The organism is Actinoplanes sp. NPDC051388 (genome assembly GCF_055586225.1).
Genome location: NZ_JBVJIP010000016.1, coordinates 1 through 21,256 on the forward strand (window position 1 = coordinate 1; position 21,256 = coordinate 21,256).

Below are 21,256 nucleotides of genomic sequence, written 5' to 3' on the forward strand. Positions count from 1 at the left end.
CGCAACATCGAAAACACCACTCCCCCCTCCACCACCACCAAAACCCACCCCCCCCCCGGGGGTGCGCGGCGGCTCCCCCCCCGGCAGCCGCTGCCCACCTTCCTTGTATCCGTCGCTTAATTCCGTCGCGCCGGGGCCGCGGCGATCAATAGCCTGCCGGGCATGACCTTCCGGCATCCGCTGGCGTTTCTGCTCGGCTTCGAGGGACTCGCGTTGCACCGCGCGTTCGCCGGAGAGTTCGACCGCGCGTTCCTGGAGGACCGGATCGCCGAGGTCCGCGCGATGCTCGACGCCTGGGACCGCGGCGAGTTGGGGACCGGCGACGAGGTGGGCCTGGTCGACTCGGTGACCGGCTACCGCGTCTGGTCGCGCACCTACGACGAACCCGGCAACCCACTGATCGCCGTCGAGGAGCCGCTCGTCCGGGAGATCCTGGCCGGCCTCGAGCCCGGCCGGGCGCTCGACGCCGCCTGCGGCACCGGCCGTTACGCGGCGCTGCTGGCCGCGGCCGGCCACCGGGTCACCGGAGTGGACAGCTCGCCGGACATGCTGGCGCTGGCCCGGGTGCCCGGCGCTGAATTCCTCCTCGGCGACCTGCATGCCCTGCCGGTGCCGGACGCCTCCGCCGATCTGGTGACCTGCGCCCTGGCCCTGCCACACGTGAAGGCTCTGGATCCGGTGTTCGCCGAGTTCGCCCGGGTGCTGGCGCCCGGCGGCAGCCTGATCACCTCGGACATCCACTGGCAGTCGCTCTATCTCGGCGGGATGGCCTCGATCGTGGACGACGACGGCAACGCCCAGCGCCTGCCGGCGACCTGGTTCCGGCCCAGCGACTACGTCACCGCCGCCCTCGCCGCGGGCTTGCAAGTGCGCGCCTGCCACGAGCCGACCTGGCCGCCGAGCCCCTATGCGGGCGGCGAGTTCCTGCGCGCCTGGGCCGCGGACGCGGTGGACGCGGCCTATGAGAACACCCCCGCCGCCATCATCTGGCACTTCCAGAAATGACCGGCGTCATCGTGATCACCGGGGCGATGGCGGCCGGCAAGTCGACCGTCGCGCAGCTGCTCGCCTCGCGGCTGCCACGGGCCGCGCACGTCCGCGGCGACGTCTTCCGCCGCATGGTCGTCTCCGGCCGCGCCGACTTCACCCCCGACCAGACCGGCGAAGCAACCGCCCAGCTGTGGCTGCGCTACCGCCTGGCCGCCTCCGTCGCGGACGAATACGCCCGGGCCGGCTTCACCGCCGTCCTCCAGGACGTCATCCTCGGCCCCGACCTGGCCCGTTTCGTCGACCTGATCCAGACCCGGCCGTGCCACGTCGTCGTCCTCGCGCCCAGGCCGGACGTCCTGGCCAGCCGCGACCGGGCGCGCGCGAAGACCGGCTACACCGACTGGACCGCCGACGATCTCGACCACGCCGTGCGCCACGACACCCCGCGCCTCGGCCTCTGGCTCGACAACTCCGACCAGACGCCGGAGGAGACGGTCGACGAGATCCGGGCCCGCCTTCAGTAGCCGCCGAATCCGTTCTCCAGCAACGCGAAACCGGCCGCGGCCTCGGCCCGGGCGACGGCGGTCAGCCCGCCCGGCGTCCCGTCCGCCGCGAGCGCGCGGCTCAGCCGGATCTGCGCGCCGTGCAGCCCCGCGATCGCGTGCGCCACCACCTCGGCGGTGAAGTCGCCGCCCAGTTCGGCCGACAGCGCGGCCGCGATGCGATCCAGCGCCAGCCGCTCCCGGGCCTGCAGGGCCGCGCTCGCGGCGATCACCCGCTCGACCGTCCGGGCCCGCTCTCGCGCCACCGCGTCCCCCGCGTCGACGGCCTCCAGCCAGGCGTTCCCGGCCAGCATCACGCGCCGGCAGGTGGCCAGCACCGGCTCACCGGCCGGCCGATCGCGGACGGCGGCGACCAGCCGCGCGCCGAAGTCGTCCAGCCCGGCGAAGAACAGGTCCTCCTTCGCCGGGAAGTAGTTGAACACCGTCGCCTCGGAGACCTCGGCGGCCCGCGCCACCTCGGCGACTCGCACCCCGTCGAACCCGCGCTCGGCGAACAATCGCTGCGCCGTCTCGCTGATCAGCTGCCGGGTGCGCTCCTTCTTCTGCTCCCGCAAACCCACTGGCACAACTTACCAGAGTGACCCTAAACTTAGGGTCACTCTATGATTCGGAGATCGCCATGCGAGTGAGCCTGGGCCTGACCAACTTCTCCTGGCCGTCCCTCGACGCCCTGGGCACGATCGCCCGGCAGGCCGACGAGGGTGGCCTCGACACACTCTGGGTGTCCGACCATCTGGTGCAGGCCGAGCCGGGCACCGAGCCGCACGAGCCGATGCTCGAGGCCTACGCCACGCTGGGCCATCTGGCCGCGATCACCGACCGGATCCGGCTCGGCGCGATGGTCACCGCCGTCTCGTTCCGGCCGGCCGCGCTGCTGGTCAAGGCCGTCACCACGATCGACGCGCTGTCCGGCGGCCGGGCCTGGCTGGGTCTCGGCGCGGGCTACCACCAGGGCGAGGCGGAGATGATGGGCCTGCCGCTCCCGCCCACGGCGGCGCGGTTCGAGCAGCTCGAGGACGCGGTCCGGCTCGCCCTGCAGATGTGGTCCGGCGACGACAAACCCTTCATCGGTACGCACACAGCGGCGTCCCGCCCGATCAGCTTCCCCCGACCCACCACCCGGCCGCACCCGCCGATCCTGATCGGGGGCGCCGGCGAGCAGAAGACCCTGCGCCTGGTGGCCCGTTACGCGCAGGCGTGCAACCTCTTCGACATCCCGGACGGCGGCCGCACGCTCCGGCACAAGCTCGAGGTGCTCGCCGCGCACTGCGACGCCGAGGGCCGGGCGATGGACGAGATCGACAAGACGGTCAGCACCCGGGTCCGTCCCGGCGAGACGGTCGCCGAGGTCACCGATCGATTCGCCGCCCTGGCCGCGCTGGGCCTCGACCACGCCGTGGTGGTCACCTCCGGCCCCTGGCTCTCGGAGACCGTGGGCGTGCTCACCGAGGCCGTGGCGATCACCACGTAAGACATCGACACATGTTCCCCTATGTGATCGATAGGGTGAGTGGATGCGTCGATACCTTTCCGTCCTCGTTGTCGCCGGCCTCCTCGCCGCCGCCGGATGCGCCAAGAAGGACACCAGCGGCGAGTCCGGCGGCGTGACCCTGGTCAAGGCCGGCGTCATCACCACCTGCACCCACCTCCCCTATGCCCCCTTCCAGTCCAAGGACGAGACCGGCAAGGTGGTCGGCTTCGACGTCGCCCTGGTCGACCTGGTGGCGAAGAAGCTCGGCGTGACGCAGGAGATCGTGGACACCCCGTTCGAGGGGATCAAGTCCGGGCAGGACCTCAACACCGGCAAGTGCGACATCGCCGCCGCCGGCATGACCATCACCGACGAGCGCAAGCAGGTGCTGGCGTTCGCGGATCCCTACTTCGACGCCACCCAGGCGCTGGTCGTGCTCGCCGGCAAGCCGTACAAGTCGCTGGCCGATCTGGCCGGCAAGCGGCTCGGCGTGCAGGGCGAGACGACCGGCGAGGCCTATGTGCGCGAGCAGGTGAAGAAGGACGGGCTCGAGGTCGAGGTGGTCTCCTACAAGGATCTCGGCTCGGAGCAGCAGGCGCTGGTCTCCGGCCAGATCGAGGCGGCGGTCGGCGACCTGCCGGTGTGGAACGACTACCTGAAGAAGAACCCCGGCAAGGTCGAGGTGCCGACCGGCTTCGACACCGGCGAGCAATACGGTTTCGCGTTGCGGAAGGACGGCGATCCCGACCTGCTGAAGACGGTCAACGAGGTGCTCGCCCAGGCGAAGACCGACGGGACCTACGACGCGATCTACGCCGAGTGGATCGGGCCCAAGCCCACCAAATGAGACTGACAACCCGGCGCCGCGTGACCCGGGGCGGCGCATATGCGGCGTTCGTGGCCGTCCTGCTCGTGGTCGCGCTGGCCGCAGACTGGGGACGGCTCGCCGAGTCGTTCTTCCAGCTCGACGTCGCGCGGGCGATGTTCCCGACGGTGATCACCACCGCCCTGCTCAACACCATCGTCTACACGGTGCTGGCGTTCGCGTTCGGCCTGCTCGTGGGTCTGCCGCTGGCGCTGGCCCGGCTCTCCACGGTGGCGCCCTACCGCTGGTTCGCCACGGCCTATGTCGAGGTGTTCCGCGGGTTGCCGGCACTGCTCGTGCTGTTCCTGGTGGGTTACGGCATTCCGCTGGCGTTCCCGGACCGCGAGATCCCGGGCGGGCTCTACGGCTCGGTCGCGGTCGGGCTGGGGGCGACCGCGGCGGCATACACGGCGGAGACCCTGCGGGCCGGCATCCAGGCCGTGCCGCGCGGTCAGGTCGAGGCGGCCCGGTCGCTCGGCATGTCACCGACCCGGGCCATGGTGTCGATCGTGCTGCCGCAGGCGCTGCGCATCGTCATGCCGCCGCTGACCAACGAGTTTGTCTCGCTCACCAAGGACACCTCGCTGGTCTACGTGCTGGGCGTCACGGCCGGCACGATCGAGCTGACCAAATACGCGGGCGACATCCTCAACCAGCGGGTCAACGCGACACCGCTGGTGGTGGCCGGCCTGCTCTACCTGGTGATCACACTGCCGCTGTCGCAGGTCGTGCGATACCTCGAACGCCGCACGGCGAGGGGAAGGTGACCACCGTGTCGTTCATCCGGATCCACGATCTGCACAAGTCGTTCGGCGACCACGAGGTGCTGCGCGGCATCGACCTCGAGGTGGAGTCCGGCGAGGTGGTGTGCCTGGTCGGCCCCTCCGGGTCGGGCAAGTCCACCCTGCTGCGCTGCATCAACGCGCTGGAGACCGCCACCTCGGGCACGGTGCACGTCGGCGACGTCGAGCTGACCAGTCCGGACACCGACGTGGACGCCGCCCGGCGCGGCATCGGCATGGTGTTCCAGCACTTCAACCTGTTCCCGCACCTGACCGTGCTGCGCAACGTGACGATCGCTCCCCGGCGGGTGCTGCGCCGCTCGCGGGCGGCCGCCGACGCCGAGGCGCTGGCCAACCTGGAGAAGGTCGGGCTGGCCGACCGCGCGCAGGCCTATCCGGCCCAGCTCTCCGGCGGTCAGCAGCAGCGGGTCGCCATCGCCCGCTCGCTGGCCATGCACCCGGGCCTGATGCTGTTCGACGAGCCGACGTCGGCGCTCGACCCGGAGCTGGTCGGCGACGTGCTCGCGGTGATGCGCAAACTGGCCGACGACGGCATGACGATGATCGTGGTGACCCACGAGATGTCCTTCGCCCGAGACGTGGCGACCCGGGTGGTGTTCATGGACGCCGGCCGCATCGTCGAGACCGGCCCACCGGCCGAGGTGCTCTCCGCCCCGAAACACGATCGCACCAAGGCCTTCCTGCAACGCGTCCTGAATCACTGAATCGGCCAGACCAGCTCGAAACGCTCGCGCACGATGGTCAGGTCCTCGGTGAAGGGGACGCCGAGCTGGGCGCATCGCCGGGTGAAGAACCGGCGGTGTGCGCCATCCAATAGTCCAGAGTGCGGTCGCCCTCGCCCTCGTCCCAGGCGAACGCGGCGTCGACCTCGCTCAGCGGCCCGACCACGACCTCGGTGGTCCGGATGATGCACACCGGCTCGCCGCGTCCGCCGAGCACCACCTGGTGATCTCCCGCGCGCGGCAGCGGTTCCTCGTCCACCTCGAAATCCAGGAGCATGCCCGCGGTCGCCCGCTTGGGCCCGTGCCGGACGAGGTCCGCGAGTTCGTCGGCCATCTCCGCCGAGTCGCCGAAGGCGAACTGCCCGGCGAGCTCCGCCTCGATGCCGGTGGCCTGCTTGAAGTCCTGCCACATCCGCTGAACGGCGTCGGCGGCGGTCATCGTCGGCCGGCCGGCGCGGGCGACACCGGCACGGCGGATCTCGCCCCGCGCCGGCGGACGCGGTCGATGATCAGGTCGGCGATCAGGAAGGCGGCCAACGGAATGCCGAACAACGGCAAGACCCAGGCCAGGGCCAGGACCACGGGTACGCCGACCACGATCCCCCACGTCGGCAGCTGCTGCCACGCGCCCGTCCCGACCGGCGGCGCACCGACCATCGCCCGCGTGCCATTGCGGGTGGGCCGGCGCTGCCACCACATCCGGTAACCCCAGACGATCACGCAGATCAGCCCGATCGCCAGCGCGGCGAGCAGCAGCTGGTTGACGATGCCGAACAGGGTTCCCATGTGTGCGTTGATGCCCCAGCGGGTGAGCTTGGCGAGCAGCGGCCAGTCGGCGAAGTCGACCCGGTCGACCACCTTTCCGGTGGCCGCGTCCACGGCGACGCTGTCCCGGCCCACCGGCCACAGATTGCGGTTCTGGGTGACCGTCCAGGCGGTGGCCGCGTCGCCCGGCACGGCGATCTCGACCGGCCCGCCGAGACCGTCCGCCCGCGCGGTCCGCAGCACGTCGTCGATGACGGCCGGGTCGGCGCCGCCGCCGTCCGCCGGCGCCACCGCATCGCCGTGGTGACCGCCGCCGGCCGCGGCCGCCGCATCGCCGGTCAGCTCGGTGGTGACCGACGGGGTGCCGGACCGCATCGAGTCGAGCGCCGCGGAGAAGTTGGCGCCCGCATAGCGCGACCAGGTCAGCCCGGTCGCCGACAGCACCAGCAGGCCGACGGTAAGCCAGATGCCGGTCGCGGCGTGGAAGCTGCGGGTGCGCCGCACGCCCTTCCTGGCGGCCAGGTCGGGGGTGAGCATCTTCCGGCCGCGCTGACGACGCCACCACAACGCGACGCCGCCCAGCCCGATGATCCACATCCAGCTCGCGGCGAACTCCGAGTAGTGCCGGCCGACGTCGCCGAGCTGCAGGTTGCGGTGCAGATCGTCGAACCAGGTCTTCAGCGGCGTGGTCGCCCACCAGGTGGTCAGCTGCCCGGTGACCCGGCCGGTGTACTGGTTCACGTAGACCGTGTGCTGGTGCTCGTCGTCGAGCTCGGGCGAGCTGAAGTCGATCTGGGTGGTCTGGTCGCCCGCGCCGGGACGCACGGTGAGCAGATCGCCGCCGGGGTGCGCGGCCCGGGCCGACGCCACCTGCTCGGCGAGCGGCCGGGCCTGGCTGCCGGCCGGGACGGCCGCGACCAGCTCGTCGGCATAGACAATCCGCTCGAGCTGCGGGGTGAAGACGTACGCCAGCCCGGTCAGCGCCGCCACCAGCAGAAACGGCGCGACCAGGAGGCCGGCGTAGAAGTGCAGCCGCAGCAGCAGCGGGCCGAAGCCGGTGCGCGAATCGCGCGAGACGCGGGGGACCTGCGGGGCCTCGGTGGGCGTCGCGACGGTCGACATGGGCTCCTCTATCCGGCTCAGAGACGGCTTGACCGATCTATCGGTCGCGCCCCGAGCCGGAATAGTTCCCGACCACTTTCCGCCGGGGCTCAGGCGGCCGCCACCACCGGCCGGCACAGACCGAGCGACTCGTCCACTGTGTACATTCGCGCCTCGGCCAGGTCGAAATAGAGACCCGCGATCCGCAGCCGGCCCTCGGCCAGCGCGGCCCGCACCGACGGGTACGTCCGCAGATTCGCCATCTGCTGCACCACGTTGGCCGCGCAGCAGCGTTCCTCGTCATCCGAGTCGAACGACGTGCCCGCGGAGCCCAGCCACCCGCCCAGCGACCCACCCGCGCCGCCGGCCATCATCGCCCGCACCGCCCCGCACCCCGAGTGCCCGCAGACCGTGATCACCGAAACCCGCAGCACGTCCACCGCGTACTCCACGCTCGCCCCCACCGACGTGTCCGCCGATCCGTGCGGCGGCACGATGTTGCCCACGTTGCGCACGCAGAACAGGTCCCCCGGCCCGCTCCCGGTGATCAGGTTGGGCACCACCCGCGAGTCGGCGCAGGTGATGAAGAGTTGCTCGGGCGTCTGCCCGGCGCGCGCCAGCCCGGCGAGGTGCGGCCGGACCAGCGGCGCCACGCTGCGCTCGAACTCGTCGATCCCGGCGCTCATCGCGTCCCGCCCGCCGCTGTCGAAGGCCTGCCACCGCGACCAGGAGCCGAGCAGTCGCGGACGGCTGCGCTCGGCGCCGAGCCGCCCGGCGGTGGCCCGGTGGAACCAGCTGTCGTGCACCTCGCGCACGGCCACCCGGCCACCGGCCCGCTCGTAGGTCTCCCGCCAGTCCCGCAACGTCTCGAACGCGCCGTGATCCAGGTAGTCCAGGTGCAGCTCGACCTCGACGGACCGCGCCGGCGGCACGGCGGCGAGCTCGCGGGCCAGCCGCGCGGACGCCACGAAGGCCGCCGACCCGGTGATGCCGATCAGCCAGTGTCCCGGCCGCACCTCGGTGACCCGGATGTCGCAGCGCGCCACCCGCCACAGCATGCACAGCGCCGCCACGCCCATCCCGAGCAGCACGCCGGTGAGCAGGTCGACGGCGATCACGCCGAGCGCGGTGACCAGATAGGCCGGCAGCTCGCGATGGCGCACGTACGCGCGGATCTGGCCCAGGTCGACCAGCCGCAGCCCGACCACCACCAGCACCGCGGCCAGCGCGCTCAGCGGGATGCGTTCCAGCAGGCTCGCGCCCAGCAGCACGAAGACCAGGATCCAAACCCCGTGCAGAATCGCCGAGAGACGGGTGCGCGCGCCCGCGGCCACGTTCGCCGAGCTGCGCACGATCACCCCGGTGACCGGCAGTCCCCCGAGCAGCCCGGAGACGGTGTTCGCGGTGCCCTGCGCGACGAGTTCCCGGTTCAGGTTCGCCTTCTCGCCGTCGTGCAGCTTGTCCACCGCCACCGCGGACAACAACGACTCCACACTGGACACCAGGGCGACCGTGACGACGGCGGCCGCGATCGCCCCGATCCCGGCGTCCGGCAGCCGCGGGAAGGTCAGCGCGGCGAGCGGGTCGTCCGGCAGCTCCACCCGGGCCACGTCGAGCCCGCCGAGGGTGGCCGCCACGGTCGCCGCCACCACCGCGACCAGGGCGGCCGGCACCAGGGACAGCCCGGTGACCCGCGGCCAGATCACCAGGATCGCCACCGCCAGCAGGCCGATCAGCACCGACGGTCCGTGCGAGCCGACGATCTGGCCGGGCAGGTCGCGCAGGTTGGCCGGCGTCGAGCTCTGCGGGTCGCCGCCGAGCAGCACGTGCACCTGGCCCAGGGCGATCACCACCCCGATCCCGGCGAGCATCCCGTGCACCACGGCCGGCGACAGCGTCAGCGCGGCCCGGCCGAGCCGGGCGGCGCCCAGCCCGATCTGCAGCAGCCCGGCCAGCGCGACCACCGCGGCGGTGCCGGCCCAGCCGAAGTCGGCGACCACCCCGGCGACGATCACGGTGAGCCCGGCGGCCGGCCCGCTCACCTGCAACGGCGCTCCGCTGAGCGCGCCCGCGACGATGCCGCCGACCACGGCGGCGATCAGGCCGGCGAGCAGCGGCGCCCCGGAGGCGGCGGCGATGCCCAGCGACAGCGGGATGGCGATCAGGAAGACCACGACGGAGGCGGGGACGTCCTTACGGAACAATTCCGGCATTTCGCCACCCTAAGCGCCGCGCGTTAACCCCGCGTTACGCGACGGGTGCACTCAGCAAAGACACAGCTTGGGTCTGTCTCGTGGATCAGCCATGTGCGAGGCGCGGTCCTGGTTGATCTACGAGACAGACCCTAGTCCGCGAGTTGGTAGCCCCAGCTCAGCCACTTCTCGCGGAGCGGACGGGCCGGGTCCGGCGTCTTCCGGTCCCACTCGGTCCGCATGGTCATCACGGCCGACCCGTCGGGCTGCGAGACGCCGTCGTCCCACCACAGCCCGACATACCACTTCTTGTTGTCGCCGGCCTGGTAGGTGTATTCGATGTATTCGCCCTGGCGCTGGTCCGGGCTGATGCCGGTCTGCCGCAGGCACTCCTCGGGCGAGTTCTTGTCGTGGATGGTCTGCACCCGCTTGCGCTCGGCCGCCCGCTCCTTGGGCTTGTAGAGCGCATAGGTGACCTCGAGCCCGTCCGTCGGGCAGGACTGCCGGGCGAGCTGGCGCGCGTTCGGCGTGGTCGGCGTGCAGTCGGCCAGCGAGCGGTCGCCGGCGAAGACCTGCAGCGCGCGCAGGTTGGGATCGTCCGGCAGGTCGGGCTTCCGGCCCGCGGTGTTCTGCGTGCGGTCCCACCACAGATAGCCGGTCGCGCCCGCGCCGCCCAGGATGACCAGGACCAGGAAGAAGATCAGCGCGATCTTGCCGCCCCGCCGCCGCGGTTGCGGCGGCGGCATCACCGGATGGCCGACGGTCGTCGGGTACGGCTGAACGGGATAACCGGGCGCAGCCGAAACCGGGGCGGCGGAGACCGGCGCGACGTAACCCGGCGACGGTGACATCGGGTAGTCCGGGCTGGCCTGGCCCGGCTTGTATGCCACCACCGGGTCGTATGCCGGACGCGGCTGCCCGGCCGGCGCCATCAGTGCCTGCCGCACCTGGGCGGCGCTCGGCCGATGTGCCGGATCCTTCTGCAGGCAGGCGGTGACCAGCTCGGCCAGCGGCCCGCTCAGCCCGTGCAGCTTGGGCTTGGCCTGCACCACCGCCACGCCCACGGCGACCGGGCTGGCCCCCTCGAACGCGTATTTCCCGGTGGCCGCGAAGACCATCGTCGAGGCCCAGGCGAACATGTCCACGGCCGGCCCGAGCCCCTTGTTGTCCACCTGCTCGGGCGCCATGAAGTGGGCGCTGCCGATCACCCGGCTGGCCGCCTTGTGCACGCCCTCCCAGGCGCGGGCGATGCCGAAGTCGATGACCTTGACGCCGCCCGGACCGAGGATGATGTTGGCGGGCTTGAAGTCGCAGTGCACCACGTTGGCGCCGTGGATGGCCTCGAGCGCGATGACCGTCTGGATGGCCAGGTCACCGAGCCGGCTGCCGCGCAGCGGGCCGCGCCCGTCGAGCACCTCGTCCTGCAGCGTGGGCCCGTCGACGAACTCGGTGACGATGTAGGGCGGGTCGGCGTCGAGGTCGAAGGTGATCACGCCGGCCGTGACGAAGCCGGCCACCGACTGGGCGCTGGACAGCTCGCGGTTGAGCGTCGACTTGAGCCGGCCGGTGTCGGTGAAGTCGGTGTTCAGCACCTTGACCGCGACCGGCTCCGGCCCGCCGTCGGTGCCCAGATAGACCGTGCCCTGACCGCCCCCGCCCAGCTTCTTGAGCAGGCGGTAGGGACCGACCTCGCGGGGATCCCGCGCGCCCAGCTCCATCACACCCGCCATGCAGGGAAGTCTCTCGCATCGCGTCCACCCGCGCGTCCCCGGGTCAGCCGATCAAGGGCACCCGGGCGTCGTCGCGGAGATAGACGGGAATCTCGGCCAGCGGGGCGTCCTCCTCGATGACCACCCCACCCTCGTACGAGCGCCCGCTCCACACGTGCGTCCAGCGGGATCCGGGCGGCAGATAGACCGACCGGTTCCGGGCGCCGGCCTGCAAAACGGGCGCGACCAGCACATCCGGGCCGAACATCAGCTGGTCGTCCACGGTCCAGGACGTCTCGTCGGCCGGGAAGTCGACGAACAGCGGCCGCATCGCCGGCAGCCCCTCGGACGCCGACCGGTCCAGCTGCTCGTGCAGATAGGGCCGCAGCCGCTCCCGCATCCGCATGACCCCGGTGATGATCTCGTACGCCTCGTCACCGTACGACCACACCTCGTTGGGGCCGCCGGTCATGTCCCAGCCGGTCTCCATCCGCGGCTCGCGATTGCCGTGCAGCCGGAACAGGGGACAGAACGCGCCGTACTGGAACCAGCGGACGATCAGCTCGCGGTATTCGGGATCACGGGAGTCGCCGCCGTGGAAGCCGCCGATGTCGGTGGTCCACCACGGGATGCCGGCGATCCCGATGCTCAGCCCGGCCCGCACCTGGGTGCGCAACGAGTCCCAGGTGGCCGGGATGTCGCCGGACCACACCGCGGCGGAGTACTGCTGCTGCCCGGCCCACGCCGACCGGCACAGCAGCACGGTCTCCTCGCCCTCGGCGGCCATCCCCTCGTGGAACATCCGGGCGTTGTCGCGGGGATAGATGTTGACCGTCTCGTAGCCCGGGCCGGCGTGCAGCGACAGGTTGCCGGCGTGCCCCGGATTGATCTCCGGCTCGCAGGCGTCCAACCACCACACCCGTACCCCGAGATCGAAGTAGTTGTCCTTGATCTTCGACCACAGGAACTCCCGCGTGCGCGGGTTGGTCGGGTCGTAGAACCCGATCGGTCCGGGCACGTCCATGCCCTTGTCCCGGATCGAGGCGAGGAACTCGGTGCCCTGGTCGGCGCCCACGAGCAGCCCGTTGTCCCGCAGCGCCGGGAAGTTCTCGGACTGGTAGGAGACGGTCGGCCAGATCGACACCATCAGCTTGACGTCGAGCTCGGCGAGCTCGTCCATCATCGCCTGCGGGTCGGGGTATTCGGCCGGGTCGAACCGGTAGTCGCCCATCGCGGTCCAGTGGAAGAAGTCGCTGACGATCACCGACAGCGGCAGCCCGCGGCGCCGGTGCTCGCGCGCCACCTCGAGAATCTCCTCCTGGCTGCGGTAGCGCAGCTTGCACTGCCAGAAGCCACTCGCCCAGGCGGGCAGCCGTGGCGCGTGCCCGGTCGCGTCGGCATAGCGGGCGAGGATCTGCGCGGGCGTGCCGGCGGTGAGGAAGTAGTCGATGCCGCGCGCCTGGGTGGCCGTCCAGCGGGTGGCGTTGTCGGCGAACTCGACCCGTCCGACCGCGGGGTTGTTCCACAGGAAGCCGTAGCCGCGGTCGCTCAGCACGAACGGGATGTTCACCTCGGCATTGCGCTGCACCAGATCCAGGGCGAGTCCCTTGTGGTCCAACCGCCCATGGGTCCGCTGTCCCATGCCGAAGAGCTTCTCCCCGGGGTACGCGCGGAACTGCTGATGCACCTCGCCGGCCGCGGACCGGTTGCCGTAGAACACCCGGGCCCCGGGCCACCAGAAGTGCTCGCGCTCCTCCGCCAGGATCTCCTCGCCGCTCGCGGTGCTCAGGAAGCGCACGATCGGGAAGGGGTAGCCGTCGGTCTCCGGGATCGACACCTCCACGGTCAGGTTGCCGTTGATCAGCGTGGCCAGCGCGCCGTCCACTTTGAGCTCGGCGGTGCCGGGCGGCCGCTCGGACAGCGCGCCCGCCTCGTTCGGCAGGACGACTTCGCGGGCCGCCCGGACCCGGACGCTGTCCACGCCCCACGGTTCGACGCGCAGGACCTCGTGCTGGAAACGGACCTCGAGGGCGTCTCCGTCGGTGCTGAACGGGTTCACGGACTCTCCTACTTGACTGCGCCGGCTGTGGTTCCGGCGGCGACGTACCGCTGCGCGACGACGAGCAGCACCAGGGCGGGGATGGAGGCGAGCACGGCGGTGGCCATGACGGAACTCCAGTCGTTCACGTACGAGCCGATGTAGGTGTAAAGGCCCAGCGTCACCGGCCGGACGTCCTCGGTCGTGGTGAGGGTCAGGGCGAACAGGAAGTCGCCCCAGGTGAAGAGGAAGGTGAAGAGCGCGGCGGTGATCAGCGCGTTGCGGCTCATCGGCAGCACCACCGAGGTGAACGACCGGATCGGGCCGGCGCCGTCCACCCAGGACGCCTCGATCACCTCGGTCGGCATGGTGATCATGAAAGCCCGCAGGATCAGCATCGCGAACGGGATGCCGGTGGTGGAGTCGGCCAGGATCAGCCCCGGGATCGAGTTGAGCAGCCCGAGGTCGTTGTAGGCGCTGTAGAGCGCGTTGGCCACCACGATGCCCGGGACCATCTGGCTGACCAGCACCCCGAGCAGCACCCAGCCGGCCCAGCGGATCTTGAAGTGCGCCAGCGCGTAGGCCGCCGGCGCCGCGATCAGCAGGCTGAAGACGACGCTGCCGACCGAGATGATCAGGCTGGTGACCAGGTGACCGCCCTGATCGCGCAGCGCCCGCTGATAGCCCTGGAAGCTGATGTCGAGCGGCACCCACGGCGTGCCGACCGCCGAGCCGCCGGGCTGCAGCGAGACGTTCAGCATCCAATAGATCGGGAACAGCATCACGGCCACGATCAGCACCCCGCCGGCCGTCCAGCCCCAGCCCTTAGCTCTCATCGAAGGCCCTCCGGTTGGCGCGCAGGTAAACGATCGCGAAGGCCAGCGACACCACGATCAGGATGTTGCTCAGCGCCGCGCCCTGCCCGAAGTCGAACTCCACGAAGGACAGGTGATAGGACTGGGTGGCGATGGTCTGGGTGGCGTTGGCCGGGCCGCCGCCGGTGAGCCCGAGGATGATGTCCAGCACCTTGAGCGTGTAGACGACGCCGAGCACCAGCACCACGCTCACCACCGGGCGCAGCAGCGGCCAGGTGACGTGGCGGAACGCCTTCCAGCCGGTGGCCCCGTCCAGTTCCGCCGCCTCGTACAGCTCGTCGGGAATGCCCTGCAGCCCGCCGTGCAGGATGGTGGCGTTGAACGGGATGCCGATCCAGATGTTCACGATGATGCAGGCGATCAGCGCCAGCGAGGTGCTGGTCAGCCAGCCCGGACTGGCGTGCAGCAGCCGGTTCAGCGCGCCGTTGTCCTGGTCCAGGATCCAGCGCCAGACCGCGCCCGCCACGATCAGCGGGATCAGCCAGGGCAACAGGATCAGCGAGCGCAGCACCCCGCTGAGCGGGAACTTCCGGCGGAAGTAGACCGCGATCGCCAGGCCCAGCACGAACTGCCCGAGGATCGAGCCGGCGGTGAACAGCACGGTGTTGAGCACCGCCTTGGTGAACACCGCCGAGCCGATCACCTCGGAGTAGTTGCGCAGCCCCACCCACGGCGCCTCGCCGGTGTAGAACGTGCGGGTGGTGTACTCCTGGAACCCCATCAGCACGTTCTTGACAACCGGATAGGCGAAGAACGGGATCAGATACGCCAGCGCCGGGACGAGGAAGAGCAACTGCAGGATTCGGTGGCGTCTAGCCATTCTGGGCTTCCGCCAGCGCCTTGTCCGGCGCGACACCACCAGCCAGCGCCGACTGCACTCCGGTGTAGATCTTGGTGGCGGCCTTCGGCCAGTCCGCGCCGAGCTCGCCGGTCCGCGCCCGGGCGTTCTGCACCAGCTCGCTGAAGGCCTTCATGGTCGGCTGCTCGGCGACGAACTGGGCCTGCAGCGCGGTCTTGGTCGGGATGGTCTGCCGGTCCTTGCCGAGGGCCAGTTGGTTCGCATCCGAGTTCAGGCACTGCACGATCTTCGCGGCGCTCGCCTGCCGGTCCTTGTTGCCGGTCTGCGGCACGGTCCAGGTCTCGCCGCCGAGCGGGGCGACCGCCTTGCCGCCGGCCTGCGGCGCCGGGATCGGCACCACGTCGTACTGCAGCTCCTTGACCTCGTTCAGCACCGGGAACTGCCACGGCCCGTTCACCATCATCGCCGCGTTGCCGGCCTTGAACTGGTCCATGACGTCGGCCTGGGTCCAGTTCACCACCGACTTCGACGCCGAGCCGTCCTTGACCAGGTCGACCCAGAGCTGTAGCGCGCCGGCCACCTCCGGGGTGGCGATGTTCTTCTCGTCGCCGCCGTTCGACCACATGAACGGCAGGAACTGCCAGGTGCCCTCGTAGTTGGCCGGTGCGGAGAAGGCCAGGCCGTACTGCTTGCCCGCGGTCAGCTTCTTGGCCGCGGCGCGCAGCTCCTCCCACGTGGTCGGCGGCGTGACGCCGGCCTTGGACAGGATCTCCTTGTTGTAGAACAGCCCGATGGTGTTGGTCACCGGCTGCAGCCCGTAGAGCTTGCCGTCGTAGGTGGACGCGTCCACCACGCCCTTCACGTAGCCGTCGGCGTTCAGTCCGAAGTCGCCGAGCGGGGCCAGCGCGCCGGTCGCGGCGATCTGCTGCAGCTCGGGGTTGTCCAGCATCAGCACGTCCGGCAGGGTCCGCGACGAGCTCTGCTGCAACACCTTGGCGATCAGCGTCTCACCGGGCACCGTCTCGCGCTGGATGGTCACCCCGAGCGGCTGCGCACAGGCTTCGAGCGCCTTCTGATAGACGGTCTTGTCGGGCTCGTTGCTGTAGTAGTCCAGCACCCGGATGGTCTTGGCATCTGCACCTTCGCTGCCGCCGCCGTCGTCGCCGCAGCCGGCGGCAGTGAGCGTGAGCGCGGAGACGGCGAGGACGGCCATGATCCGTTTCATGAGGGGATCCTTTCGATTCGATACGTATCGACGACCGGCGCGCCTCGATCAGGCGGCGCGCGATTCAACGAGGCGGGAGGACGGTTTTTCGCCGGGTGAGCCGAGGCTCGATCAGATCGATCGCCGGTGGCGGGCCGGCCGTGGTGGGTTCGAGTAGCCAGAACAGCGACTGCATGGCGCGGCGCGAGACGTCGCGCGGCTCCAGCGAGACGTTCGTGACCGGAGGCTCGATCTCCTCGGCCGCGGCGTCGGTGCAGAGCCCGATCACGGAGATGTCGCGCCCGGGCCGCACGCCCCGGGCGGTCAGCTCGTGCAGCAGCGGCTGCACGAGCTGGGACTGCGGGACGACCACGCCGAGCCGGTCGTCCGGGTCACCGATGCGCTCGGCGACCGCGGCCGCCGCCGACCGGTCGCACTCCAGCGGACCGATCACCTCGCACGGCAGAGCGTGTTTCCCGGCGGCGACGACCGCCGCGTCCAGGAAGCGGCGCACGTAGTTCACGTCCCGCTCGGTGATCTCCGCCGAATAGCCGAGGATCACCAGCCGGTCGTGCCCGGTGGCGGCCAGCTCGCCGACGGCCAGCTCGGCCGCCCGCGGGAAGTCGAGGTCGACGCAGTTCAGGCCCATCGCGTCGGCGGGCACCCCGACCAGGATCACCGGCAGCGGCAGGGCGGCCGCGACCGGGATCCGGTCGTCGTCGCACCCTCGGATGTCCATCAGCACGATCGCGTCGCAGAGCTGCCGCCCGGCCAGCCGGCGCAGCCCCGCCGAGCCCTCGTCCGACGTGTTCAGCAGCACCTCGTAGTCCTGCGCGCGAGCCGAGCTGGTGATCGTCTCGATGAACGGCAGCACGCCCGAGGTGTCCAGCCCGTGCCCGAACGGCACGAACAGCCCGATCACCCGGGTGCGCTGCGACTTCAGCGCCCGGGCGCCGGCGTTCGGCTCATAGGTGAGCTCTTCGATCGCGGCCAGCACGCGCTGCCGGGTGCGCTCGGAGATCTTGCGCTTGCCGGTCATCACATAGGAGACCGTGCTCTGCGAGACCCCGGCCAGCCGGGCGACGTCCTTGCTGGTGAACGCGACCACGGTCCACCTCCGGCTGGGTTGTCGATACGAATCGTCGATACGATTCGATTGCCGCCTCGTGACAGGCAGATTAAGCCGGGAAGCGTTGCCGGATCAATACCTCTCAACCCGAAAATCGAGCGCTGCGCGCCATCGACCGGTACGCGGCCAGCGCATCGGCGCTCGTGTCGAAGCGGAAATTGTGCGGGCTGTCATGCTGCACGTCGGTGTCGAACCAGACCACGGCGCCGATCGCACCGGTCCGGCGCACATAGGACGAGAGGTCCTTGATCCAGGCCGCCTTCGTGCCACTGCCCAGGTCGATCGCCGCGGTCTCGGCCAGGATGATCGGCTTCCGCCGGCCGTAGGCGCCGACCACCTCCCGGAACAGCGTGGCCGGCGACTCCCGGAAGAAGTCGTAACCGGAGACGCCGACCCAGTCGACGTAGTCGTCGCCCGGGTAGTACCTCGACATCCGGTTCCAGGCGGAGTCCGGCGACGAGTTCCAGTTCGGGCTCCAGACGAACGCGACGTTGTCCGCGCCGTTCTGCCGGAAGATCCGGTGGATCCGGCGGAAGGCGCTGACATAGGCCGCCGGGTCGCGCCCGTTGTGGCTGCCGTCCCACTCGAACCAGTCGCCGTTCATCTCCCACGCCCAGCGCAGGAGCACCGGCTTGCGATAGCCGGCCAGCCTCTTGGCGGCGGCCTTGATCACCGGGTCCTGCCCGCCGCCGGTCACCGCGGCGAGGCGGGTGCCGTGCCAGGAGACCATCAGCGTGCTGCGGCCGATCTCCGCACCCGGCAGGTCCATCCGCCCCGACCAGTCCACGAAGCGGTGCACGATCTTCTGCTCGCGGCCGAGCTGGCGGCGGCGTAGCGCGAGGCCCTCCCGCAACGACATCCCGGACAGCGCCAGGTAGGAGCCGAGCATCACGCGGTCGGATGCGGGCACCGGGCCGCCTCTGGTCACCGCGGGCTCGGCCGGCGCCGGCACCCCCGCGGCGGGCGTGGCGTACGCGGACGCGGAGGCAGAGGGTGACGGCGAGACGGTGACGGAGGGTGACGGAGGCGCCGACGGCGACCACGGCGCCGGAAGCGCCGACGAGGACGCCGGAGCCGGGGTGCCGGGTGCGCTGCGTGAGCACGCGGCCAGCCCGGACGTGATCATCGCCATGGTCAGAATTCCCCGCCGCCGCATCCTCGGCACGTCCGTCATCCGCCCTCCCCAGGGTTCAGCCGCCGACGCTACAACGCCCTGAGCTGCAAAAACACCCTGCGAGGAGGATATTGATCACGGTCGCGGAGAATTTCCGCCGCTTCTGGCACGAAGCGCCCGTGCATCCACCGGGCATGCTTGACCGTCTGAGGAAATGGGCACGTCACATGCCTGGCACATGATTTCGCGAGGCTCCGGCGAGAACGGAAAACCGGACGGACAGAGGCGGTCTCATGACGGAGTCACTGAAGGTCACCGCGGACGACGGGGAGGAGGGCATCGGCAACGCCACGGACTTGACCCTCGGGGTCGAAGAAGAACTGCACGTAGTCGATCTCAAGACCCGGGAGCTCGTGCCGCGGGCGCCGGACGTGCTCGCCCGGCTGGACCCGGCGAACTTCTCGGCCGAGCTGCACCGCTCGGTGGTGGAGACGAACACCGCGGTCACCCCGACCCTCGACGGGCTGCGGGACGCGATCGTCGAGCTGCGCCGCGAGGCCATCGGGGTCGCCGAGTCGCTCGGGCTGGGCCTGGTCGCGGCCGGCACGGTGCCGCTGGTCGACCTGGACGCGCTGCCGGTCACCCCCACCTCGCGTTATCGCCGGATGCTCGACGAATATCAGATGCTGGCCCGGGAGCAGCTGATCTGCGGCGCCCAGGTGCACGTCGCCATCCCCGATCGCGACGAGGCCGTGTCCGTCGCCCAGCGGGTGGCGCCCGCCCTGCCGGTGCTGCTCGCGCTCTCCGCCAGCTCACCGTTCTGGATGGGCGAGGACTCCGGCTATGCCAGCGTGCGCTCGCTGGTCTGGCTGCGCTGGCCGACCGCCGGCGACAGCGGCGAGGTGACCTCGGCCGAGGACCACGACCAGCTGGTCAACGACCTGATCGCCTCGGGCACCATCACCGACCCCAAGATGGTCTATTTCGACGTGCGCCCGTCGGCCCACCTGCCCACCGTGGAGCTGCGGGTCACCGACGCGTGCCCGGACGCGGACACCGTGGTGCTGCTCGCCGGCCTGTTCCGTGGCCTGGTGCTGCGCGCCCGGCAGGACTACCGGGCCGGCCGTCCGCTCGCCCGCACCCGGCCGCCGGTGCACCGCGCGGCGATGTGGCGGGCGGCCCGCTCGGGCCTCGAGGGCGACCTGCTCGACCTGCCGCGCTCGCCGGTGCCGGTGCCCGCCGCGGTCGCCGTCGAGCGGCTGGTCGGCGACCTCCGCCCGCAGCTCGAAGAGCTGGGCGACTGGGAGCAGGTGTTCGACCTGAGCGTGCAGGCGCTGAGCCGGGGCAGCTCGGCGGCCCGGCAGCGGCGCGCGATGGCCCGCCGCGGCCGCATCTCCGACGTGGTCGACCTGGTGGTCGCGGACACCCGCGGCGGCGCGACCGGCATCGGCCCGGACGGCCAGACCGTCCCGGGCGGGTTGTTCCCCTATGCGGCGACCGGCGACGAAGCCTTCCCGGGCGGGGACGTCGCGCCCGCCTACAACGGGATCGTCAACGTGCTCACCGCGCTCGGCAGCGCCGGGTTGCGGCGCCGGGAGGACCGGCGGGACGACGAGCAACGGGCGCGGGGCATCACGTTCAGCGTGGCGGGCGAGGCGGCCACCCGGCTGTTCCCGTTCGACCTGGTGCCGCGAATCGTGCCGGCCGCCGACTGGGAGCAGCTGCGGGCCGGCCTGGTGCAGCGGGTCCGGGCGCTGGACGCGTTCGTCGGCGACGTCTACGGCGACCGGCTGGTGGTCAAGGACGGTGTGATGCCCGAGTGGGTCATCGACGGGTCACCGGAGCTGCGGCCGAGCGGCGCGCTGATCGCGCGGCCCGGCGTCCGCGCCCAGGTCGCCGGCGTCGACCTGGTCCGCGACGGCGAGGGCAACTGGTGCGTGCTCGAGGACAACCTGCGGGTGCCGTCCGGCATTGGGTACGCGATGCAGAACCGCCGCCTCACCGAGGCGGTGCTCCCCGAACTGCCCCGCCCGGAGAGCCTGCTCACCGTGGAAGGCACCCCGGCCCTGCTCAAGCGGGCGCTGCTCGACGCGGCGGGCCCGGCGGCCGGCGACGATCCGGCGATCGTGGTGCTCAGCCAGGGCCCGGACGACTCGGCGTGGTTCGAGCACCGGATGCTGGCCGAGGAGATGGGAGTGCCGCTGATCCGCAGCACCGAGCTGTTCGTCGACGAGGGCCGGGTGCACCGGATCCGGGACGGCAAGCGCCACCCGGTGGACGTGATCTATCTGCGGATGGGCGAGGACAGCCTGGTGCACTCCCCCGGCGCGGACGGGATGCCGCTCGGGCCGTCGCTCGTCTCGGCGCTGCACGCGGACACTGTGGTGCTGGCCAACGCGCTGGGCAACGGCATCGGCGACGACAAGGCCGTGTACGCGTACGTGCCGAAGCTGATCGAGTACTACCTGGGCGAGAAGCCGTTGCTGGCGGACGTGCCCACGTACCTGTGCGGGATCCCGGACCAGAAGGCCGCGGTCCTGGGCCGCCTCGCCGAGCTGGTCTGCAAGCCGGTCGACGGCTACGGCGGCGACCGGATCGTGATCGGGCCGCACGCCTCGGCGGAGGACCTGTCCGCGGTCCGCCGGCAGATCAACGCGGCCCCGCACCGCTGGGTGGCGCAGGAGGTGGTCGACCTCTCCACGCATCCGGCGTTCGACGGGCACCAGCTTGCGCCGCGGCACGTCGACCTGCGCGCGTTCGTCTTCACCGGCCGCGAGTCGGTGGTCGCCCCGGCCGCCCTGACCAGAGTCGCGCCGGCCGGCAGCATGATCGTCAACTCGTCCCGCGGCGGCGGCTCGAAGGACACTTGGCTTCTCGGTCAATAGCGTTACGGCCCGGTTACACGATCGAAATATC

Annotated in this window: 18 protein-coding genes; 7 read left to right on the forward strand and 11 right to left on the reverse strand. The window is 71.1% G+C overall.

Going from position 1 to position 21,256, the window contains the following annotated elements; all coding sequences use genetic code 11:
• The first annotated feature begins 162 nt into the window (after window positions 1-162).
• On the forward strand, window positions 163-1,005 hold the full coding sequence (locus tag ACZ6TI_RS33605) for a class I SAM-dependent methyltransferase (protein WP_465349231.1): 843 nt from the start codon (window positions 163-165) through the stop codon (window positions 1,003-1,005).
• Window positions 1,002-1,514, forward strand: a complete 513-nt coding sequence (locus ACZ6TI_RS33610) for an AAA family ATPase (RefSeq protein WP_465349232.1) — start codon at window positions 1,002-1,004, stop codon at window positions 1,512-1,514. Before ACZ6TI_RS33605 ends, ACZ6TI_RS33610 begins: the two co-directional genes overlap by 4 nt.
• Here ACZ6TI_RS33610 and ACZ6TI_RS33615 read toward each other — a convergent pair.
• Window positions 1,508-2,113: a TetR/AcrR family transcriptional regulator gene (locus ACZ6TI_RS33615; protein WP_465349233.1), complete on the reverse strand. Its 606-nt coding sequence runs from the start codon at window positions 2,111-2,113 to the stop codon at window positions 1,508-1,510. The two genes, ACZ6TI_RS33610 and ACZ6TI_RS33615, sit on opposite strands and share 7 nt — an antisense overlap.
• Before the next feature lie 59 nt (window positions 2,114-2,172).
• Here ACZ6TI_RS33615 and ACZ6TI_RS33620 point away from each other — a divergent pair, with 59 nt between their 5' ends.
• Genes ACZ6TI_RS33620 through ACZ6TI_RS33635 form a run of 4 tightly spaced genes read left to right on the forward strand, consistent with a single transcriptional unit; the run spans window position 2,173 to window position 5,396 of the window.
• Window positions 2,173-3,024, forward strand: a complete 852-nt coding sequence (locus ACZ6TI_RS33620) for a TIGR03560 family F420-dependent LLM class oxidoreductase (protein ID WP_465349234.1) — start codon at window positions 2,173-2,175, stop codon at window positions 3,022-3,024.
• Window positions 3,025-3,067: 43 nt separating this feature from the next.
• Window positions 3,068-3,871 (forward strand): transporter substrate-binding domain-containing protein, encoded by an 804-nt coding sequence (locus ACZ6TI_RS33625; RefSeq protein ID WP_465349235.1) that lies wholly within the window; start codon window positions 3,068-3,070, stop codon window positions 3,869-3,871.
• Window positions 3,868-4,656, forward strand: coding sequence for an amino acid ABC transporter permease (locus ACZ6TI_RS33630; protein WP_465349236.1), 789 nt, complete (start codon window positions 3,868-3,870; stop codon window positions 4,654-4,656). Before ACZ6TI_RS33625 ends, ACZ6TI_RS33630 begins: the two co-directional genes overlap by 4 nt.
• 5 nt (window positions 4,657-4,661) lie before the next feature.
• The gene (locus tag ACZ6TI_RS33635; protein ID WP_465349237.1) at window positions 4,662-5,396 is read left to right on the forward strand and encodes an amino acid ABC transporter ATP-binding protein; all 735 of its coding nucleotides are present in this window, start codon (window positions 4,662-4,664) and stop codon (window positions 5,394-5,396) included.
• A 37-nt stretch (window positions 5,397-5,433) separates the two neighbouring features.
• Here the strand turns inward: ACZ6TI_RS33635 and ACZ6TI_RS33640 are convergent, their stop codons facing one another.
• The 10 genes from ACZ6TI_RS33640 to ACZ6TI_RS33685 form a co-directional block, all read right to left on the reverse strand.
• Window positions 5,434-5,853: an ASCH domain-containing protein gene (locus ACZ6TI_RS33640; protein ID WP_465349238.1), complete on the reverse strand. Its 420-nt coding sequence runs from the start codon at window positions 5,851-5,853 to the stop codon at window positions 5,434-5,436.
• Window positions 5,850-7,301 carry a PepSY-associated TM helix domain-containing protein gene (locus ACZ6TI_RS33645; protein ID WP_465349239.1) on the reverse strand — a complete coding sequence of 484 codons (1,452 nt, stop codon included), beginning with the start codon at window positions 7,299-7,301 and terminating at the stop codon, window positions 5,850-5,852. Before ACZ6TI_RS33645 ends, ACZ6TI_RS33640 begins: the two co-directional genes overlap by 4 nt.
• Window positions 7,302-7,390: 89 nt before the next feature.
• A complete protein-coding gene (locus ACZ6TI_RS33650; protein ID WP_465349240.1) occupies window positions 7,391-9,493 on the reverse strand; it encodes a SulP family inorganic anion transporter in 2,103 nt (700 codons plus the stop codon).
• A gap of 131 nt (window positions 9,494-9,624) precedes the next feature.
• On the reverse strand, window positions 9,625-11,202 hold the full coding sequence (locus ACZ6TI_RS33655) for a serine/threonine-protein kinase (RefSeq protein WP_465349241.1): 1,578 nt from the start codon (window positions 11,200-11,202) through the stop codon (window positions 9,625-9,627).
• 43 nt (window positions 11,203-11,245) lie between these two features.
• Window positions 11,246-13,240, reverse strand: coding sequence for a glycoside hydrolase family 31 protein (locus ACZ6TI_RS33660; protein ID WP_465349242.1), 1,995 nt, complete (start codon window positions 13,238-13,240; stop codon window positions 11,246-11,248).
• Between the two features lie 8 nt (window positions 13,241-13,248).
• Window positions 13,249-14,055 carry a carbohydrate ABC transporter permease gene (locus tag ACZ6TI_RS33665; RefSeq protein WP_465349243.1) on the reverse strand — a complete coding sequence of 269 codons (807 nt, stop codon included), beginning with the start codon at window positions 14,053-14,055 and terminating at the stop codon, window positions 13,249-13,251.
• Complete coding sequence (locus tag ACZ6TI_RS33670; RefSeq protein WP_465349244.1) at window positions 14,045-14,914, reverse strand: carbohydrate ABC transporter permease; 870 nt, start codon at window positions 14,912-14,914, stop codon at window positions 14,045-14,047. Before ACZ6TI_RS33670 ends, ACZ6TI_RS33665 begins: the two co-directional genes overlap by 11 nt.
• Entirely contained in the window at window positions 14,907-16,118 is a 1,212-nt protein-coding gene (locus tag ACZ6TI_RS33675; protein ID WP_465349245.1) for a sugar ABC transporter substrate-binding protein, read from the reverse strand. Before ACZ6TI_RS33675 ends, ACZ6TI_RS33670 begins: the two co-directional genes overlap by 8 nt.
• Before the next feature lie 64 nt (window positions 16,119-16,182).
• Window positions 16,183-17,205 carry a LacI family DNA-binding transcriptional regulator gene (locus tag ACZ6TI_RS33680; RefSeq protein WP_465349246.1) on the reverse strand — a complete coding sequence of 341 codons (1,023 nt, stop codon included), beginning with the start codon at window positions 17,203-17,205 and terminating at the stop codon, window positions 16,183-16,185.
• 103 nt (window positions 17,206-17,308) lie between these two features.
• A complete protein-coding gene (locus tag ACZ6TI_RS33685) occupies window positions 17,309-18,400 on the reverse strand; it encodes a glycoside hydrolase family 26 protein (RefSeq protein WP_465349247.1) in 1,092 nt (363 codons plus the stop codon).
• Window positions 18,401-18,633: 233 nt separating this feature from the next.
• On the opposite strand from ACZ6TI_RS33685, the gene ACZ6TI_RS33690 reads away from it, so the two are divergent.
• A complete protein-coding gene (locus ACZ6TI_RS33690) occupies window positions 18,634-21,225 on the forward strand; it encodes a glutamate--cysteine ligase (protein WP_465349248.1) in 2,592 nt (863 codons plus the stop codon).
• The last annotated feature ends 31 nt before the right edge of the window (window positions 21,226-21,256 follow it).

Coding starts and splice junctions, on each gene's coding strand:
- ACZ6TI_RS33675 (WP_465349245.1), bottom strand. CDS start 16,118: ATGAAACGGATCATGGCCGTCCTCGCCGTCTCCGCGCTCACGCTCACT.
- ACZ6TI_RS33650 (WP_465349240.1), bottom strand. CDS start 9,493: ATGCCGGAATTGTTCCGTAAGGACGTCCCCGCCTCCGTCGTGGTCTTC.
- ACZ6TI_RS33605 (WP_465349231.1), top strand. CDS start 163: ATGACCTTCCGGCATCCGCTGGCGTTTCTGCTCGGCTTCGAGGGACTC.
- ACZ6TI_RS33645 (WP_465349239.1), bottom strand. CDS start 7,301: ATGTCGACCGTCGCGACGCCCACCGAGGCCCCGCAGGTCCCCCGCGTC.
- ACZ6TI_RS33625 (WP_465349235.1), top strand. CDS start 3,068: ATGCGTCGATACCTTTCCGTCCTCGTTGTCGCCGGCCTCCTCGCCGCC.
- ACZ6TI_RS33685 (WP_465349247.1), bottom strand. CDS start 18,400: ATGACGGACGTGCCGAGGATGCGGCGGCGGGGAATTCTGACCATGGCG.
- ACZ6TI_RS33640 (WP_465349238.1), bottom strand. CDS start 5,853: ATGACCGCCGCCGACGCCGTTCAGCGGATGTGGCAGGACTTCAAGCAG.
- ACZ6TI_RS33630 (WP_465349236.1), top strand. CDS start 3,868: ATGAGACTGACAACCCGGCGCCGCGTGACCCGGGGCGGCGCATATGCG.
- ACZ6TI_RS33620 (WP_465349234.1), top strand. CDS start 2,173: ATGCGAGTGAGCCTGGGCCTGACCAACTTCTCCTGGCCGTCCCTCGAC.
- ACZ6TI_RS33610 (WP_465349232.1), top strand. CDS start 1,002: ATGACCGGCGTCATCGTGATCACCGGGGCGATGGCGGCCGGCAAGTCG.
- ACZ6TI_RS33670 (WP_465349244.1), bottom strand. CDS start 14,914: ATGGCTAGACGCCACCGAATCCTGCAGTTGCTCTTCCTCGTCCCGGCG.
- ACZ6TI_RS33665 (WP_465349243.1), bottom strand. CDS start 14,055: ATGAGAGCTAAGGGCTGGGGCTGGACGGCCGGCGGGGTGCTGATCGTG.
- ACZ6TI_RS33690 (WP_465349248.1), top strand. CDS start 18,634: ATGACGGAGTCACTGAAGGTCACCGCGGACGACGGGGAGGAGGGCATC.
- ACZ6TI_RS33655 (WP_465349241.1), bottom strand. CDS start 11,202: ATGGCGGGTGTGATGGAGCTGGGCGCGCGGGATCCCCGCGAGGTCGGT.